The organism is Actinoallomurus oryzae, from assembly GCF_039541955.1.
GTDB lineage: Bacteria > Actinomycetota > Actinomycetes > Streptosporangiales > Streptosporangiaceae > Actinoallomurus > Actinoallomurus oryzae.
In genome coordinates this window covers 26,278-41,549 of sequence record NZ_BAABHF010000012.1, presented here as the reverse complement: position 1 = coordinate 41,549, position 15,272 = coordinate 26,278, and the positions used below count along the sequence as shown (strand labels likewise).

Annotated in this window: 18 protein-coding genes; 11 read left to right on the top strand and 7 right to left on the bottom strand. The window is 72.0% G+C overall.

The features are described 5' to 3' along the window. Nucleotides 1–218: 218 nt before the first annotated feature. Nucleotides 219–959 carry an SDR family NAD(P)-dependent oxidoreductase gene (locus ABEA10_RS07520; protein WP_345459161.1) on the bottom strand — a complete coding sequence of 247 codons (741 nt, stop codon included), beginning with the start codon at nt 957–959 and terminating at the stop codon, nt 219–221. Nucleotides 960–1,029: 70 nt separating this feature from the next. Here ABEA10_RS07520 and ABEA10_RS07515 point away from each other — a divergent pair, with 70 nt between their 5' ends. Then, on the top strand, nt 1,030–1,905 hold the full coding sequence (locus ABEA10_RS07515; protein WP_345459158.1) for a LysR family transcriptional regulator: 876 nt from the start codon (nt 1,030–1,032) through the stop codon (nt 1,903–1,905). Here the strand turns inward: ABEA10_RS07515 and ABEA10_RS07510 are convergent, their stop codons facing one another. Further along, entirely contained in the window at nt 1,906–3,276 is a 1,371-nt protein-coding gene (locus tag ABEA10_RS07510; protein WP_345459155.1) for an MFS transporter, read from the bottom strand. A gap of 103 nt (nt 3,277–3,379) precedes the next feature. Between ABEA10_RS07510 and ABEA10_RS07505 the strand changes: the two genes are divergently transcribed. Next, nucleotides 3,380–4,408 (top strand): LacI family DNA-binding transcriptional regulator, encoded by a 1,029-nt coding sequence (locus tag ABEA10_RS07505; RefSeq protein ID WP_345459152.1) that lies wholly within the window; start codon nt 3,380–3,382, stop codon nt 4,406–4,408. 78 nt (nt 4,409–4,486) lie between these two features. Continuing rightward, nucleotides 4,487–6,160, top strand: a complete 1,674-nt coding sequence (locus ABEA10_RS07500) for a TIGR03767 family metallophosphoesterase (RefSeq protein ID WP_345459149.1) — start codon at nt 4,487–4,489, stop codon at nt 6,158–6,160. 9 nt (nt 6,161–6,169) lie between these two features. Here the strand turns inward: ABEA10_RS07500 and ABEA10_RS07495 are convergent, their stop codons facing one another. Further along, nucleotides 6,170–6,901 (bottom strand): hypothetical protein, encoded by a 732-nt coding sequence (locus tag ABEA10_RS07495; protein WP_345459146.1) that lies wholly within the window; start codon nt 6,899–6,901, stop codon nt 6,170–6,172. 104 nt (nt 6,902–7,005) lie between these two features. Here ABEA10_RS07495 and ABEA10_RS07490 point away from each other — a divergent pair, with 104 nt between their 5' ends. Further along, nucleotides 7,006–7,647: a TetR/AcrR family transcriptional regulator gene (locus ABEA10_RS07490; protein WP_345459143.1), complete on the top strand. Its 642-nt coding sequence runs from the start codon at nt 7,006–7,008 to the stop codon at nt 7,645–7,647. 29 nt (nt 7,648–7,676) lie between these two features. Beyond that, nucleotides 7,677–7,979, top strand: coding sequence for a DUF1905 domain-containing protein (locus ABEA10_RS07485; RefSeq protein WP_345459140.1), 303 nt, complete (start codon nt 7,677–7,679; stop codon nt 7,977–7,979). On the opposite strand, the gene ABEA10_RS07480 is transcribed toward ABEA10_RS07485, so the two are convergent. After that, nucleotides 7,966–8,673: a TetR/AcrR family transcriptional regulator gene (locus ABEA10_RS07480; RefSeq protein WP_345459137.1), complete on the bottom strand. Its 708-nt coding sequence runs from the start codon at nt 8,671–8,673 to the stop codon at nt 7,966–7,968. The two genes, ABEA10_RS07485 and ABEA10_RS07480, sit on opposite strands and share 14 nt — an antisense overlap. Before the next feature lie 101 nt (nt 8,674–8,774). Here ABEA10_RS07480 and ABEA10_RS07475 point away from each other — a divergent pair, with 101 nt between their 5' ends. After that, nucleotides 8,775–9,803, top strand: coding sequence for a medium chain dehydrogenase/reductase family protein (locus ABEA10_RS07475; protein ID WP_345459134.1), 1,029 nt, complete (start codon nt 8,775–8,777; stop codon nt 9,801–9,803). Nucleotides 9,804–9,831: 28 nt separating this feature from the next. Here ABEA10_RS07475 and ABEA10_RS07470 read toward each other — a convergent pair whose 3' ends face one another. Next, nucleotides 9,832–10,788 carry a macro domain-containing protein gene (locus ABEA10_RS07470; RefSeq protein ID WP_345459131.1) on the bottom strand — a complete coding sequence of 319 codons (957 nt, stop codon included), beginning with the start codon at nt 10,786–10,788 and terminating at the stop codon, nt 9,832–9,834. A 183-nt stretch (nt 10,789–10,971) separates the two neighbouring features. Between ABEA10_RS07470 and ABEA10_RS07465 the strand changes: the two genes are divergently transcribed. From ABEA10_RS07465 to ABEA10_RS07455, 3 genes are all read left to right on the top strand, one after another. Further along, nucleotides 10,972–11,364 carry a hypothetical protein gene (locus tag ABEA10_RS07465; RefSeq protein ID WP_345459128.1) on the top strand — a complete coding sequence of 131 codons (393 nt, stop codon included), beginning with the start codon at nt 10,972–10,974 and terminating at the stop codon, nt 11,362–11,364. 87 nt (nt 11,365–11,451) lie between these two features. Beyond that, nucleotides 11,452–12,171, top strand: coding sequence for a class I SAM-dependent DNA methyltransferase (locus ABEA10_RS07460; protein ID WP_345459125.1), 720 nt, complete (start codon nt 11,452–11,454; stop codon nt 12,169–12,171). A 31-nt stretch (nt 12,172–12,202) separates the two neighbouring features. After that, on the top strand, nt 12,203–12,595 hold the full coding sequence (locus tag ABEA10_RS07455) for a CPBP family intramembrane glutamic endopeptidase (protein ID WP_345459122.1): 393 nt from the start codon (nt 12,203–12,205) through the stop codon (nt 12,593–12,595). Here the strand turns inward: ABEA10_RS07455 and ABEA10_RS07450 are convergent. Next, nucleotides 12,535–12,783 carry a hypothetical protein gene (locus ABEA10_RS07450; protein WP_345459119.1) on the bottom strand — a complete coding sequence of 83 codons (249 nt, stop codon included), beginning with the start codon at nt 12,781–12,783 and terminating at the stop codon, nt 12,535–12,537. The two genes, ABEA10_RS07455 and ABEA10_RS07450, sit on opposite strands and share 61 nt — an antisense overlap. Nucleotides 12,784–12,858: 75 nt before the next feature. Then, nucleotides 12,859–13,320: a MarR family winged helix-turn-helix transcriptional regulator gene (locus ABEA10_RS07445; protein WP_345459116.1), complete on the bottom strand. Its 462-nt coding sequence runs from the start codon at nt 13,318–13,320 to the stop codon at nt 12,859–12,861. A 69-nt stretch (nt 13,321–13,389) separates the two neighbouring features. On the opposite strand from ABEA10_RS07445, the gene ABEA10_RS07440 reads away from it, so the two are divergent. Both ABEA10_RS07440 and ABEA10_RS07435 read left to right on the top strand, forming a co-directional pair. Continuing rightward, nucleotides 13,390–14,355 carry an NAD-dependent epimerase/dehydratase family protein gene (locus ABEA10_RS07440; RefSeq protein WP_345459113.1) on the top strand — a complete coding sequence of 322 codons (966 nt, stop codon included), beginning with the start codon at nt 13,390–13,392 and terminating at the stop codon, nt 14,353–14,355. 86 nt (nt 14,356–14,441) lie between these two features. Then, nucleotides 14,442–15,260, top strand: a complete 819-nt coding sequence (locus ABEA10_RS07435; RefSeq protein WP_345459110.1) for a MerR family transcriptional regulator — start codon at nt 14,442–14,444, stop codon at nt 15,258–15,260. The last annotated feature ends 12 nt before the right edge of the window (nt 15,261–15,272 follow it).

Sequence of the window (15,272 nt, the reverse complement as noted above, 5' to 3'; positions counted from 1 at the left end):
CAGCGCGTTGCCTGTCGAACACTAGGTGTGATGGTCTGAGGTCGTTAAGGGGACGAGTGTGCACAGAAGACTGCGCGGAAGGTAATAGGACCGTCACAGTGAGGGTGGTTGGAGCCCAAGCCGCCGACCGGAGGTTCAACCGGTAACACCTGCAAAACGGCGCCGCCCCCAGCCCGGCAGGGGGCGTGGGGACGGCACCCGTGCGGGTCGGCGGCGGGTCACCAGGGAATCGGCCCGCTCTCGTCGACGAAGGTGCCCGTCGGGCCGTCCGGGCCGAGCGTCGCCATGCGCACCGCGATCGCGGCGCCCTGCTCGGCGGTGCGGTCACCGGTGAACCCGTTGCCCTCGGTCGCGGTCTTGCCCGGGCAGACGGCGTTGACCAGGATCCCGTTCCTGCGCAGGTGCTTGGCGTACTGCGTCGTGACCGCGTTGACCGCGGCCTTGCTCGCCGGGTAGCCCAGCAACGGTGGCAGGTCGGCGAGATCTCCGTCCGGCGTGGCCATCGCGGTCAGCGAGCCGCCACGCCCGGACACGTTCACCACGCGTCCGGCCGGCGAGTTCAGGAGCAGCGGCAGCATCGCCTCGGTCACCGCGACCAGGCCGAAGACGTTCGTCTCGAACACCCTGCGGACCTCGGCCAGCACCTCCGTGCCCGCGCCGGGAATCTGCCGTTCGTCGCCGGTGATCCCGGCGTTGTTGACCAGGACGTCCAGCCGGCCGTACCGGGTCGCGATCTCCTCGGCGGCCATGGCGACGGTGTCGGCGGCGGTCACGTCCAGGGTCATCCCGTGCACGTCGCCGCCGGCGGCGCGCAGCCGTTCCACCGCGGCGTCCCGTCGCCCGGTGTCGCGGGCTCCGATGAGTACTGTCATCTTCCGGTCGGCGAGCCCGGCCGCGATGGCGTAGCCGATGCCCTTGTTGGCCCCGGTGACCAGGGCGATCGTTGTCGTGTCCGTCATGACGCCAGCTCACCAGCCGCCGGCGAACGACACCAAGACCGATGGGGATGCGCACCTATACCCTGAAGGTATGGATTCCCGGGAGCTGGCCTACTTCGTCGTGGTCGCGGAGGAGCGCAACTTCAGCCGGGCGGCCGAGCGGCTCGGCATCGCCCAGCCGCCGCTGTCCCGGGCGATCCAGCGCCTGGAGCGGCGGCTCGGCGTACGGCTTCTGGAGCGCACCAGCCGCCACGTGTCGCTGACCACCGCCGGCGAGGTTCTGCTGAACGAGGGTCGCAAGGCCCTCACCAACCTGGCCACGGCCGAGCGGCTGACCCGCCGCGCCGGGCGCGAGCCGCGGTTGGTGGTGGTGACGAAACCGGCCGGTGACGCCGGCCTCCTCGAACCGATCCTGGCCCGCTTCGCCGCGCACCCCGACACGGTCGAGGTCGAGGTGCTGATCTGCGGCATCGGCGAGCAGAAGAGCCTGCTGCGCGACGGAACCGCCGACGTCGCGCTGCTGCGCACGCCGCAGAACGACCTGTCCGGGCTGGCCACCGAGGAGCTGCTGACCGAGCGCGAGCTGGTGGTGCTGCCGCCCACGCATCGGCTGGCCGGCCGCGCGTCGGTACGCACGGTCGACCTGGCCGGCGAGGTCCTCCCGCGCTGGACCGACGAGTCACCGGGCGACGGGCCGGTCATCACCGACACCGGGCAGGTGGCCGAACTGGTCGCGCTCGGGCGTATCGCCGCCGTACTGCCCGAGTCGGTCGCCTGCCGGCTCGGCCGCGGCCTGGTCGCCGTTCCGGTCGACGATCGCCGGACGACCCTGCTGGCGGCCTGGCCCGAGGAGCGGCGCGACCGCGCGCTCGCGGCGTTCGTCCGTACGGCCGTCGAGGTCGCCGCGGCGCGCTCCACCGACGCCCCCGGCACCCCGAGGCGTTCCGGCTCACTCACGGGAGCCTGATCACGCGGCGGGTGCCGCGGCCTCGTCCAGCTCGCGCAGCTCCGCCTCACCGACCAGCCGCCGGTTCAGCGCCTCCAGGCTCTCGCCCTTGGTCTCGGGGGCGAGCCGTACGCAGATCAGCACGCCGAGCACGCCGGCCGCGACGAAGAGCCACAGCGCGTTGGAGATGCCCCAGGCCGCGACCATGTCGGGGAAGGCCAGGGTGCCGATGATGCCGCCGACCCGGCTCGTTGCCGCGGCCAGGCCGGTGCCGCTCGCGCGCAGCGAGGTCGGGAAGAGCTCGGTCGGGTAGACGAAGTCGAGGATGCCCGGCCCGGCGTTCGCGCACAGCACGGCGAGGGCGAAGAGCAGCACCACGACGGTCAGCGGAGGCGACGGGATCAGCGCGAGCACGGCGAGTGCGACGACCAGCCCCGCGAAGGAGACGATGATCAGCGGCCGCCGGCCGACGCGATCGACCACGGCCACGCCGATGGACGCACCGGCGACGCCGAGCAGGCCGACCACGCACGAGCCGATGCGGGCCTCGGTCGGCGTCGAGGCGAGATGTCCGAGGATGGTCGGCGTGTAGATCGTGATGCCGTAGTAGGTGAGCGTGTACATGAACCAGAACCCGCAGCAGAACAGCGTCAGCCGCAGCATCCGCCCGGTCAGCAGCCGGCTGAACGGCGCCCGCGCGGGCCGCGCCTCCACCTCCGCGACGGGACGGCCCGACAGGTCGGAGAGCACGGCGGCCGCCTCGGCGGTGCGGCCCTTGGACTGCAGCCACCGCGGCGACTCGGGGACCTTGCTGCGCAGGTAGATGACGACCGCCGCGAAGACCCCGCCCAGCAGGAGCATCCAGCGCCACGAGCTCGCGCCGAGCGGCGAGAACGCCAGCCCGGCGAGGTACGCGGTCGCCGAACCGGCGAACCAGGTGGCCCCCAGCCCGCACATCAGCATGCCGCGCCGGCGGGCGGGCGCGAACTCGGCCAGCAGCGTGGAGGAGATCGAGTAGTCGGCGCCGAGCCCGAGGCCGAGCAGGAACCGGAAGACGAAGAGCTCCCAGTAATTCTGGCTGACCGCGGTGAGAACCGCGAAGACGAAGAAGCACAGGAGGTCGACCAGGTACATCTTCTTGCGGCCGAGCCGGTCGGTGAGGCGGCCGAGCACGAGCGCGCCGACCAGCATGCCGAACACGGCGGACGCCGCGAGCGGCCCGGTCATCGACGAGGGGATCGACCACTGCTTGGTGAGGACGGGTAGCGCGACCGCGATCACCGCGAGGTCGTACCCGTCGAGGAACATGCCCGCGACGGACAGAGCCGTCACCTTGCGGTGGAAACCGCGCAGTTCCTCGGAGTCCAGGACGGAGAAGTCGGTCGTGGTCACGAGAACTCCCGGTCAGCGGCGAGCGGGGCGGGGGTGCTGCTGGTACTCAAACGTTCTAGCAGCTCGGTCCGCCACCGTCCAGACACCGGTTACTGTTGTGCCCGTGGCAGGACCCGGCGGCAACGCACCCACACAGCACGACGTTGCACGCGCCCTCGGCATCTCGGTGTCGGCGGTGAGCCTGGCCCTGAACGACCGGTCCGGAGTGAGCGAGGACCTGCGCGCCCGGGTGCGGCAGACCGCCGCCGACCTCGGCTATCGGCCCAACACCTCGGCCGTCGCCCTGCGCACCCGCCGGTCGCGGACGATCGGCCTGCTCATCCGTAACCTGTCCAACCCGTTCTTCCTCGACGTCATCGAGGGCTTCGAGACGGTGTGCGCGGGGAGCGGGTACGCGTTGATCACCGCGTCCTCGCACTACGACCTGCGGCGCGAGACCGAGCTGATGCGGACCTTCATCGCCCGGGGCGTCGACGCGCTGGCGCTGGCGCCGGTCGGCGGTTCGCGTGCGGCCGGCGAGTGGCACCGGACGACCGGCCGTCCGACGGTGCTGCTCAACGCGGCGCGGCTCGGACGCGCGCTCCCCGTCATGCGCACCCACGTCGACGGTGTCGCGGCCGTCGAGCAGGCCGTGGGCCACCTCGCCGACCTGGGCCACCGCCGGCTGGCCCTGCTCTCCGCGCCCCGGCGGCGCAGCCCCGACCCCGAGCGGGCCGACACGTTCCTGCGCGTCGTGGCCGAGCGCCGGCTGTCCGGCCGGATCCTGGAGACCGAGCTGACCGCCGCCGCGGCGGGCCCCACCCTGGACGCCGAACTGGCCCGTCCGCGGCGCTCCCGCGCCACCGCGGTGATCACCAACAGCGACCACCTGGCCCACGTCGTCTACGCGGCGGCGGCCGGACAGGGCCTGCGCATCCCCGACGACCTCTCCGTGGTCGGCCACGACGACCTGCCCACCTCGGCTCTGCTCGCTCCTCCGCTCACGACCCTGGCCGTCGACCGCCGCACCATCGGCGTCACCGCGGCCGGCCTGCTCCTCGACGCGCTCGCCGACCGGCCGACCGCGACGCGCGACGTCAGCCTGCCCGCCACCCTGCTCGTCCGCGGCTCGACCGCCCCGCCCCCGCGCTGACCCGCGGACACCAGACCGCGCCGCTTCCGGGCTCAAACGTTAAAGTGATGCCTGTCGACCGGACGTGAGGAGCCGCCCGTGGAGCCGCCCGTGGAACCGCCCCCGTACGCCCCGGGAACGACCACCAGGACGATCAGGCGGGCCGCGACGGCACGGACCGGGACCGTGGCGCCGTACCGCGTGCTGGCCGACGGGCCGGGCGAGCCGCATACCGTCCGTACGGACCTGGTGCCGGAACGGGCGCCGGAGCCGGGCGGTTCAGTGGTGCTGCGGGCGGTGCACCTCACCGACCTCCAGATCGCCGACCTGACCTCGCCGGCACGGGTGGAGTTCCTGCAGGAGCTGGAGGGCACGCCCGGCTTGCGGCTGATGCTGCCGGCCTACCGGCCGCAGGAGTTCCTCGCCCTGCACGGCGCCGAGGCCATGATCAGGACACTGCGCGACCCGGTGGCGGCCGGCGGGCCGATCGACCTCGTGCTGACCACCGGCGACAACACCGACAGCGCGCAGGCCAACGAGCTGCGCACCTGGCTCGACCTGCTCACCGGGGCCGCGCCGATCGACCCGGCGCGCGGCGCGGGCGGGCTGGACGCGACGCCGTCGGCCGTCCGCGGCGGCGCGTACTGGAACCCCGAGCCCGGCCCGGCCGACGTCTGGAAACGCGAGCGCGGTTTCCCCGACGTGCCGGGCCTGCTGGCCGAGGCGGCGCGGCCGTTCCGGCCGGCCGGGCTCGCGGTGCCCTGGCTGGCCTGCTTCGGCAACCACGACACGCTCGTCCAGGGCCGGGCGCCGACGACGCCGGCGCTCGAACGGCTCGTCCGCGGGGCGGCGAAGCCGGTCGCGTCGCCGCTCGGCCTCCCGGGCGGCGACCTCATCGACGCGTACCGGCTCGACCCGACCGTCGTGAGCGGCGGCGCCTCGCGGCCGGTGCGCCCGGATCCCGGACGCCGCCACGTCGGGGTGGCCGAGTACGTCCGGGCCCACCTCGAGGCGGGCGGCGACCCGGCCGGACACGGCTTCACCGCCGCGAACGCGGCCGACGGCACGGGGTACTACGTCTACGACGCCGTCCCGGGTGTCCGCCTGATCTGCCTCGACACGACCAACCCGGGCGGGTACGCCGATGGCAGCCTGGGCGCCCGGCAGGCGGCCTGGCTGACCGACCGGCTCGCCGAGGTGCACGGCCCGGGCGCCGACCGGGCCGTCGTCCTCTTCTCCCACCACGGGCTGTCGACCCTCACCAACGGGGTGCCGCCCGCCGACCCGGCGGAGCGGACCGCCGCCGACCTGCCCCGGCTGCTCGCGCCGGACGTCGAGCGCCTGCTGCACCGGTTCCCGAACGTGGTCGCGTGGGTGTCCGGGCACACCCACGTCAACCGGGTCACCCCACGGCCGGGCCCCGGTGGCGGCTTCTGGGAGATCTCGACGTCGTCGCTGGCCGAGTGGCCGGTGCAGGGCCGGCGCCTGGAGCTGGGCACGGCCGGGCCCGGCATCGTCGTGCTGCGCAGCACCAGCCTGGACTCGGCGGCGCCGGCCGACCCGGCCGACGGCCACGGGCTGTGGCGGCTGGCCGCTCTGCACCGCGAGGCCGCGGCCAACGAGCCCGGCAGCGTCGGCGGCCCCGCGGCGCACGGGACCCCGGCCGACCGCAACGTCGACCTGCTCGTCGGCGTCCCGGTCGCACTGACCGACGCGCTCACCGGCGCCGGGCGCCCGTGGAACGGGCCTTACGGCGCGACCACCGCCCGCTGAGCGCCGTACTCAGGAGTTCTGCGGCTGGTCGCGAAGGTGCGGGGAGTCGGCGGCCTCGGGTCGCGGACCCCGCCTGAGCCGCCGCCGGCCGTGTTGGGGGCGGGTCACCAGGCGCGTCAGACCACGGACGAGGAGGCCGAGGGCGAAGCCGTACGCCGCCACCAGCCCGTGCCCGTTCCCCTGGGCGAACCACAGCGCCAGGCCGAACACGGGCACGCCGACGGCGAGCAGCCGCTCCTTGACGGCGTGGCCGCGCAGGAGAAGGGCGCCGGCCAGGGTCGCGCCGAGGAAGTAGGTGGCTCCGGAACTGCCGGCGAAGTTGCGGGGATCAGTGCTGCCGCTCGTCGCGCCGAACAGCGCGTCGACGTACCGTGGGAGGAGCGCGCCGGCGGCGAACAGCACCACCGTCAGCGGCCCGTTCCAGACGCGCTCGGCCAGGGCGGCGATGACGGCCAGGGTGACGATGTTCCACGACGCCCCGACGACGCCTCCGTTCTGCATGAAGACCGAGGTGACCGCGCGCCACCACCCCGTCTTGCCCGGGTCCGCGTCGAGGGCCGCCATCGCTCCGTGCCAGCAGAGCTGGGTCACCACGCCTGCCAGTGCCACCGCGGTCAGCCCGGCCGCGGCCCAGGGGAGGCGGCGCCACCCGATCGCGGCCCGCTCCACCAGGACCTGACCGGCCTTGAACATCAGCACCATCAGCGCCGCCGTGGTCACGTTGAACAGCAGTGCGCCCATCTCGGCCCGCCTTTTTGAACATCGTTTGAATCCGTCTGACGCCGACTGTAACGCCGACGGAGGGACAATTCAAACAGCGTTCAAAAGTGCGCTACGGTGATGCCGTGAAGCTGAGCACGGACCGGATCATCGACGCGGGCATGGCCACGTTCGCCGAGGTGGGCTACCAGGGACTGTCCATGCGGCGCGTGGCCGAACGTCTCGACGTGCACGCCGGGAGCCTCTACTACCACGTGCGGAACAAGGACGCCCTGCTGAGACTGATGGCGGATCGGATCGCCCAGCAGGCGTACGACGCCGGCAGCGCGGCCCTGGCGGCCCTGCCGGAGGAGGCGGGCTGGCGGGCGCGGATCGAGGCGCAGGTCCTCACGCTGCGAGAGAGCATCAGGCGGCATCCGGGCGGGCCCCTCCTGCTCGCCGACAGCCCGAGCATGCTGAGCCCCGGCGCACTGTCCCTGATGGAACGACTGCTAGAGACCCTGCGGGACGCGGGCGTGCCCGGGGAGCATCGCGTCATCGTCGCGGACACGTTGCTCAGCCACGTCACCGGATTCGTGCTCCAGGAGCAGAGCCGGTCCCCCGGCCCCGCCGTCGACCGGCAGGACGTCACCGACCTCCACGAGCGCTTCCCGATGACCACGGCCGAAGCATCGCGCCACGACCAGGACGAGAAGTTCATCCGCAGCGTGCGCCTGCTCTGCTCCGCCGCCCAGACGACGATCGCGCCCGGCTCCCCGCGACCCTGACTGTCGGTGCCGCGTGTGATGCTTCACCCATGGTGGTCGTCTTCGAAGCCGAGCTGTGGATCTGGGATGCGCGACGCTCCGACACCTGGACCTTCGTCAGCCTGCCCGCCGATGAGTCGGAAGAGATCCGTGACCTGGCCGGCGGGCTGCGTCGCGGCTTCGGTTCACTGCGGGTACGCGTCGTGGTCGGCACCAGCACGTGGACGACCTCGATCTTCCCCGACAGCGCGCGCGGTCGTTACGTGCTGCCCATCAAGCGCGCCGTCCGCACGGCCGAATCCCTCGACGCGGGCGACGTCGCAACCGTGAAGGTCGAGCTCATCGACTTCTGACCTCCCCCGACGCGCCGACGGAGTCGCTTTCCGTGGCGTAGAGCAGGGCGGGGTCGAAGCCCATGCCGGTGAAGTGGCCGGCGACCTCGAGACTGATGACGCCGTGCAGCCGGGTCCAGAAGGTGAGCGCGCGACGTAGGGCGGACGCCGGAGCGGGGTGGTCGGCCGCCCACCGCCGATGCGCGGCCAGGTGGTCGTCGAGGGCCGTGGCGGCATCGGAGGCGGGGCCGCCTCCTGCCGCCGTTCCTGCCTCCGCGTCGGCCTCGGCATAGGCGTCGAGCAGGAGGGTCATGATGCCGGCGGCGAGCGTGGTCGCCTCCGGCGGGGCGGCGTAGCCGGGCACCGGTGTGCCGTAGATGAGCAGGTAGCGGTGTGGAGCGGCCAGCGCCCACCGGCGCAGGGCGGACGCCATCGCGGCCAGCCTCGTCTCGGGCGGATCGCCGGGCGTCGCGGCGGCCCGGCAGGTGTCGGACAGGTCGCGGTAGGCGTCCAGGACGAGTTCGGTGATCAGCTCGTCACGGTTGCGGAAGTAGCGGTAGAGAGCGGGACCGCTGATGCCCATCTGCTTGGCGATCGCGTTGAGGGACAGCGCCGACGCGCCGGTGGCGGCGACCTGCGCCCAGGCGTGCGCCTTGATCTCTTCGCGCACCTGCTCGCGGTAACGCACCCGCGGACTCTTGATCGCATCGCCCATGTCCGTGCCCCTCGCTTGACTTCACTTCAGTAAGCACATAATACTCTTGTTAGAGCTTCTAACTAACACGAGAAGCAGTAACGAACTGGAGAGTGATGGACATGGGCACGGAACAGCGCACCGAGATCGTGCTCCCGGGAGTGGTGTCCCCCGACGGCCTGCGGCTGAGCACGTCGCCGATCCCGGTGCCCGGCGCCGGGCAGGTGGTGATCCGCATGGAGGCGACAGGCGTGTCCTTCGCCGAGCAGCAGATGCGCCGGGGCCGGTACTACGACCAGCCGCCGTTTCCGTTCGTACCCGGCTACGACCTGGTCGGGATCGTCGAGGCCGTCGGCCCCGGCGCGGACTCCACCGTCCTCGGGCGGCGCGTCGCGGCGCTGACCAAGGTGGGCGGCTGGGCCAGCCACGTGGTCGTCGACGCCGCCGACGTGGTGCCGGTGCCCGACGGCCTGGACCCGGCCGAGGCGGAGACCGTCGTGGTGAACGGCATCACCGCGTGGCAGATGCTGCACCGCAAGGCGCGCGTCAAGGCCGGCCGGACGATCCTGGTGCACGGCGCCAACGGCGGCGTCGGCTCCACGCTCGTGCAGTTGGCCCGCCTCGCCGGGATCCGGGTGATCGGCACCGCCTCGCCGCGCAACCACGACCGGCTGCGCGACCTCGGCGTCATCCCGATCGACTACCGCGCCGACGTGCCCACCGCCGTGCGCGAGATCGCCTCCGGCGGCGTCGACGCGGTCTTCGACCACCTCGGCGTCCCCAGCGTGCTCGACTCATGGCGGCTGCTCGCCCCGGGCGGCACCCTGGTCGCCTACGGAAGCGCGGCCACCCTCGACGACACCGGCTCCAAACAGCTCCCGGTGCTCAAGATCCTGGGCCGGGTCTGGGCCTGGAACGCGCTGCCCAACGGGCGGCACGCCTACTTCTACAACATCTGGGCCGGCCGCGGTCTGGCCAAGCAGCGGTTCCGCACCCGGCTGCGGCACGACCTCACCCAGGTCCTGCAGGCGATGGCCGAGGGGCACATCACCGCGCAGATCGCGGCCCGGTTCTCCCTCGCGGACGCCGCCGACGCCCTGCGCCTGGCCGAGTCCAAGACCGTCACCGGCAAGGTCATCCTCACCCCCTGATCACGAGCCGCGAACTCACGGACGACCCTCACCGTTCAGGCCGGCTCCCGTACCAGGTGGACAGCGAGGTCAGAATGGCCTGCAGAGTGCCCTGCTCCACCGCGTCGCCGATGGTCCCCTCGCCGAAACGCTCGCCTCGTAGCGTTGCGGTGGCGAGACGGACGGCATCGGCCGGGGACAACACGCCATCGGCGGGCACGGTGGGCGGGCGTCGCTGCATCCAGTGGTAGGCCGGGGTCACCGCGCCTACTCCGGCCAGCGCGTCACAGGCGCGGTCGACGCGTTCGCCGTAGACCGGATAGCCCATCCTGATGACGCCGTCCGGCCGTTTCTCCGCCCGCACCCACCGGCAGTCGTCTTCAGCGTGCGGCAGGGCCGCGAACTCTTTGGCGACGGCCACCAGCCGGTGCCAGGCGTCGGCCCGCTCGGCGCTGGTGTCCAGCTGTGCCAGCAGCGTGGTGTCGTCGGGATCGGACGGGGACACCCGGGCGAGTTCGGCGGTCAGGAGGTCGCGGGTCGCCGCGTCGAAGGCGACGAGCCTGACCCGCCGCACGGCGGTCGAGGTGGAGGCGAGGGTGGTGACCGCGATCCGGGCCGCTTCTTCGGCCGGGAACCCGTACGCACCGGTCGCGATGGCGGGAAACGCGATGCTGCGCACGCCCAGTTCGTCGGCGGCCCGGAGGCAGCGGCGGTAGCAGGAGGCAAGGACACCGGCCTCGCCCCGGCAGCCGCCCTCCCAGACCGGCCCGACCGTGTGGATCACGTACCTGACCGGCGGATACAGGCCAAACGCCGGTGTCGCCATCGCGTCGCCCGGAGCGCAGGGACCGATCGCCGCTCCCGCTTCGGCCAGGCGCGGACCGGCCGCGCGATGGATCGCGCCGTCCACCCCGCCGCCGCCCATCAGCGACGCGTTCGCCGCGGTGACGACGGCGTCGGTCTGTTCGCGCGTGATGTCGCCGAGGACCACCTCTATCTCTGCCATGACTCCGATAATGAGGGCATGCGGGCCGTGTCTCGAGTCGCCGTGATGACCGTTCTGTGCTTAGGGGCCGCGTGTACGGGAGACCCCGCGGCATCGCCCCGTGGACGTACGCCGGTCCCGTCGGACGGTGGGGCCACGTCACCGGGGCAGGTCGACCTCGACTGCTCCGATCCGATCGACACGGTGCCGGCGCCGACCGGGCCGCGGCGTGGCGTTCTCGGCATCGTGGGCCTGGACACCACCTCGACGGTGCAGGCCGCGAGGGCGGAGGGAGCCGGGCCCCATCGCCTCTTCGCCAAGACCGGGCTTCTCGTCCATGCGGGGCGTGAGGGAAGCCTGACCGTACCGGCGAGCTGGGCCTCCCGCCTCTCCATCGCCTGGGGCAACCACGCACCCGCGTGGACCACCGTTCTGCACATCCCCGCCTGCCCGGCACCGCCCGCCGCTACGGGTCGGTGGCTGGTCTTCCCCGGCGGGTTCTCCCTCGACGAGGCCGCCTGCGTGCCCTTGCGGGTTCGGGCGGGGCGGGAGACGGCCACCGTTCAGGTGTCGGTCGGCGCTCCCTGCCGAGGTTGACGCCCGCTCGGCCGGGTCTTCGTACGGCAGCGGTAGGTGTTCTTCCCGGCCGAGGGCCGGTCCGGCGTCGGGAAGTACTCTTGGCTCGTGTTCTCGCCTCAAGGCCCGTCTCTGCGTGAGCTGGCGATGCAGGCGCTGTCCTCGGTCGAGCGCGGCTACGACCTGCTCGCTCCGAAGTTCGACCACACGCCCTTCCGCACGCCCGACGGCATTCTCGACGCGACCGCCGAGGCGCTGCGTCCGCTCGGGCCGTTCGGCCGGGGACTGGACGTGTGCTGCGGCACCGGTGCGGGCCTGCGGGTCCTCCGGCCCCTGTGCGGGGAAGGCGTCACGGGCGTCGACTTCAGCGGCGGCATGCTCGCGCAGGCGCGCCGGGCGCATCCGGACGCCGAGTGGGTACGCGCCGACGTCCGGGCCCTGCCCTTCACCGAGGCCTTCGACCTGGCGGTCAGCTTCGGAGCGCTCGGGCACTTCCTGCCCGCCGAACGCCCGGCGCTGTTCGCCGGGGTGCACCGCGCGCTGCGGCCCGGCGGGCTCTTCGCCTTCCCCATCAGCGGACCACAGCCCGTCACCTCGGCCGGGTACTGGGCGCTGCTCGGGTTCGACCTGGCCATGCGGGTCCGCAACGCCGTGTGGCGTCCCCCGTTCGTCATGTACTACCGCACCTGCGGGCTGCCGGCGCTCCGCGACGACCTGACGGCGTCCGGATTCACCGTGACGACGGTCCCCCTGACGGCTCTCGGCCGACATCAGGACGGCGGTCCGCGGTGCCGGCTCGTCCTCGCACGCAAGGCCGGCGCCCCCTGACGCAGATGATTGGCTGGCTAACAGTCAAACGGTGTTCGTCGGGCTCAACGAGGAGCTGTTGAGCCGTGGCGTCGTCCTGACCGCGCTGCGCGGGCTCGGCCCGTACGCCTGCGCGTGCTGGGTCGCGGTGCTGTTCGGGCTGCAGCATCTGATCAACCTGTGGTGGGGACAGCCGCTCGACGACACCCTGGTCCAGATCGTCGACGCCGGGGCGTTCGGGTTCGTGCTCGCCTCGCTGCGGCTCCGCGGCGTCTCGCTGTGGTGGCTCGTGCCGACCCACGCGTTCGTCGACTATGTGTCGATCATGAGCCCGGGGGCGCCGCCCGGCTGGCAGCAGGTCGCGGTGGTCCTCGCCGAGGTCGGTTACGGCGTGTGGAACCTGTCCCGGCTCAGCCGGACGGCGCCGCGTACGGTGACGCCCTGACCGGACCGCCCGGCGGTCGCCGTCACGACCGGCCTCGTACGAGCCCCGACCACGAGCATCGGCTCGGCGATCCCGGGAAACTCGACGGTCCGCACCGTACATCCGAGCACGGCCTCGAAGCACCGAACCAACGCCTCGCGACGATGGGGCCGGGCGAAGATGTGCACGTTGTCACCGAGTGCCGTCATGAGCGCTCCCCGCTCGAGGCTTCCGCGATGACTGCGAACATAGCGCGGCTCGCGTTCGGAGTCTCCACCCGATCCTCAGGTGCGCCGGCCGTCCGGGCGGAGCACGATCGCCTGCAGTGACCTCCGCAGCCGTTCGGCGGCCTGCGCACCGAGCGGCGCGAGGAATTCGCGTTCGGCGTCATCGTTCGCCTCGATGGCCGACCGGAGGGTCTCCTTTCCGGTGTCGGTCAGTTCGACGACGTTGCGGCGGCGGTCTTCCGCGTGCGGGCGACGCGCCACCAGGCCTTTGCGTTCGAGTGCGTCCAGCAGCGCGACCATCGTCGTACGGTCGATGCCGAGCCGCTGCGCCGCCTGCTGCTGAGAGGCCGGCTCACGGTCGGCGAGGGCGAGCAGCACCCCCATTTCGCGCCCGTCGATGCCGTACGGCGTCAACGCGTTCGTGCCCAGCTCGGCCATCCGGAGCTGTGCATGTTTGAGCAGGTAGACCAGGTTCCTGCTCAGCTCGGGACCCGGTCCGTCGCCATCGGTGCTCGACATGCCCCCAACCTATCGCTAACCTGATCGTCAGTAGTACTGACAATCAGGAGAACGACAGAAGGGCGAACAATGATCCTCGTCACCGGAGGTCTGGGTTTCATCGGCTCCCACACCGTGCGGGCACTGCTCGACCTGGGCCAGGGCTGTGTGCTGGTCCAGCGCCGGCCCGCCGAGGTACCGGCCGACCTCGCCGGCGAGCAGGTCGCGGTCGAGCAGGCCGACATCACCGATCTGGGTGCGCTGCTGCGCGTCGGCGAGCGTCACGAGATCACCGGCATCGTGCACCTCGCGGGCTCCATGCCGTGGCCCCCCAGCTCCGAGCAGCCCGTTGAGCAGGCACGAAGGGCCGTGGGCGGCCTGTTCAACATCGTCCAGGCCGCCCAGGACTGGGGTGTGGACCGAGTGGGCGTCGCCAGCACGATCGGCGTCTACGCCGGCATCGCCGGCACCGGCCCGCTTGGGGCCGGCGAAGGCCCGCTCAGGGAGGACATGCCGGTGCGAATGACCGCGCCCCACCTGATCCCGACCTTCAAGAAGATCGGTGAGATGCTCAACGACCACCTGGCCGGCGCCACCGGCATCGAGGTCGTCAACTACCGCATCTCGGGCACGTGGGGCCCGCGGGGCCACGCCGATCCGTTCTTCCCCGCCCCCGCGTTCGTCCATGCCGCCGTCCGCGGAACCAGGCCCGACCTGTCCGCGCTCGTCCTGCCCGCGCACCTGGAGGACTCCATCGACCTGTGCTACGTGAAGGACACCGCGCGGGCCATCGCACTCCTCCAGCTGACGGACCGGCTCAACCACCGCACGTACAACGTCGCGTCCGGCCGCGCGACGACCAACGCGGAGGTCATCGCCGCGATCAAGCAGGTCGTCCCCGACGCCCGGATCGAGCTCCCCACCGGAGGGACCACCGAGCAGAACCACCTCGACATCACCCGGCTCCACCAGGACACCGGCTACAAGCCCGAATACGACACCGAACGCGCAGCCGCCGACTACATCGCATGGCTGCGCGCGGGCCACCAGTACTGAGCGCCTCTCCCGGCGACCGCGCATCTCCGTACTCGCGTCGTGAGATTGACCCTGACACCGTGTGAGGCCATAGACCGGGAGACGCCATGTTCAGCATCGGAGATTTCGCACGTATCGGCCGGGTGTCCGTACGCATGTTGCGGCATTACGACACGCTCGGGCTGCTCCGGCCCGCCCGCGTCGACCAGGCCACCGGCTACCGCTACTACGAGGCGACACAGCTGACCCGGCTCAACCGGCTGATCGCGCTCAAGGACCTCGGCCTCAGCCTCCAGCAGGTGGGACGGATCCTCGACGAGAAGGTGGGCCCGGAGGAGCTGTACGGCATGCTGCGGCTTCGCCGCGCGGAGCTGGAGGCTCAGGTGGCCGACGAAACGGCACGGCTGACCCGGGTCGAGGCGAGGCTCCGAGTGATCGAAACGGAGGGTGCCATGCCGGCAGATGTCGTGATCAAGAGTGTCCCCGCAGTCCGCGTCGCCGAGTTGAGCGACGTCGCGGAAAGCTACGAGTCCGACAAGATCAGCCCGGTCATCCAGCCCCTGTACGCGGAACTTTCCAAACGGCTCCACGAGGCCGGACTCGCGATCACCGGCCCGGCGATCGCGTACTACGAACAGGTCCCCGAGGGCGTACGGGTGCACGCCGGAGCCCCGGTGAACGCCGAGATGGGCAAGCCCTACGACTTCGACGTCGTCGACCTACCCGCGCTCGAACAGGCGGCGACGGTCATCCACCACGGGTCGATGGACAACGTGGACGCGACGTTCCAGCAACTCGGCCGATGGATCGAGGAGAACGGCTACCGCAGCACCGGCCTCGCGCGCGAGGTCTACCTCAAGTACGGCGACGGCGACCCCGAGACCTGGGTAACCGAACTCCAGGAGACCATCACACGTCCCGCATAGTTCAGGAGGCCG